1 protein-coding gene is annotated in these 850 nt (G+C 64.2%); it reads left to right on the top strand.

The window, feature by feature from the left end; genetic code table 11:
• Positions 1-26 precede the first annotated feature (26 nt).
• A partial coding sequence (locus A5692_RS00640) for a CHAT domain-containing protein (RefSeq protein ID WP_197514301.1) occupies positions 27-850 on the top strand: 824 nt, incomplete at its 3' end.

Below are 850 nucleotides of genomic sequence, written 5' to 3'. Positions count from 1 at the left end.
AGCGGCTGCGTGAAGTGGGACGGCAGTTGTTCGAGACGCTGTTTAGCGGTCCGGTGTTGGGCTCCTATCGGGCCAGCCTGGGTGTTGCGCAGCAGCGCGGTGAACCGTTGCGGGTGGTGCTGCGCCTGACCGCACCGCAGCTTGCCGCACTGCCGTGGGAGGCGTTGTTTGATGCCGAGATCGACGCGTACATCTGCCGCAAGGAGCCGCTGGTGCGGCACGTGCCCGCTCCCTTTACCCCCGAACCTTTGAAGGTGACCCCTCCCCTGCGGGTGCTGGGTCTGGTCGCCTCACCGCGCGGGATGCCCGCTTTGGATGTTGCTGCTGAGCAGGAGCATCTCTCCGATGCCCTGGCGGCCCCGATCGGCGAAGGCTTGATCAAACTGGAGTGGCTGGTGCAGGCCAGTTGGGATGATGTGCAGGATAAGTTGTTAGCGCCCAGAAAGTGGCATGTGCTGCACTTCATCGGCCACGGCGACTACGACACGACCACGGATCAGGGTCAAATCGCCCTGGTTGGTGAAGGCGGCCAGGCGAATTTGGTGGGAGCCGACCAACTGGCCGACCTGCTGTATCAGCCCGACGGCACTCTTCGGCTGGTGGTGTTGAACTCCTGCTCTTCCGGCGAAGAAGGATCCCAGGATGTGTTCTCCGGAACCGCCGCCGCTCTGGTGCGTGGCGGCATCAGCGCGGTGGCCGCCATGCAGTTCAGCGTGAGCGACCGCGCTGCGATCGACTTCGCCCGGGGCTTCTACTCCGCAATCGCTCACGGACGAGACGTTGACGATGCGGTGGTTGAAGGCCGAAAATCCATCCTCGGTGCGCCCGGAACCCTCGAATGGGTCACCCC

Origin of the sequence: Mycobacterium sp. E342 (assembly GCF_001667665.1) — a bacterium.
Lineage (GTDB): Bacteria > Actinomycetota > Actinomycetes > Mycobacteriales > Mycobacteriaceae > Mycobacterium.
This window is presented reverse-complemented; position numbering and strand designations above follow the sequence as displayed.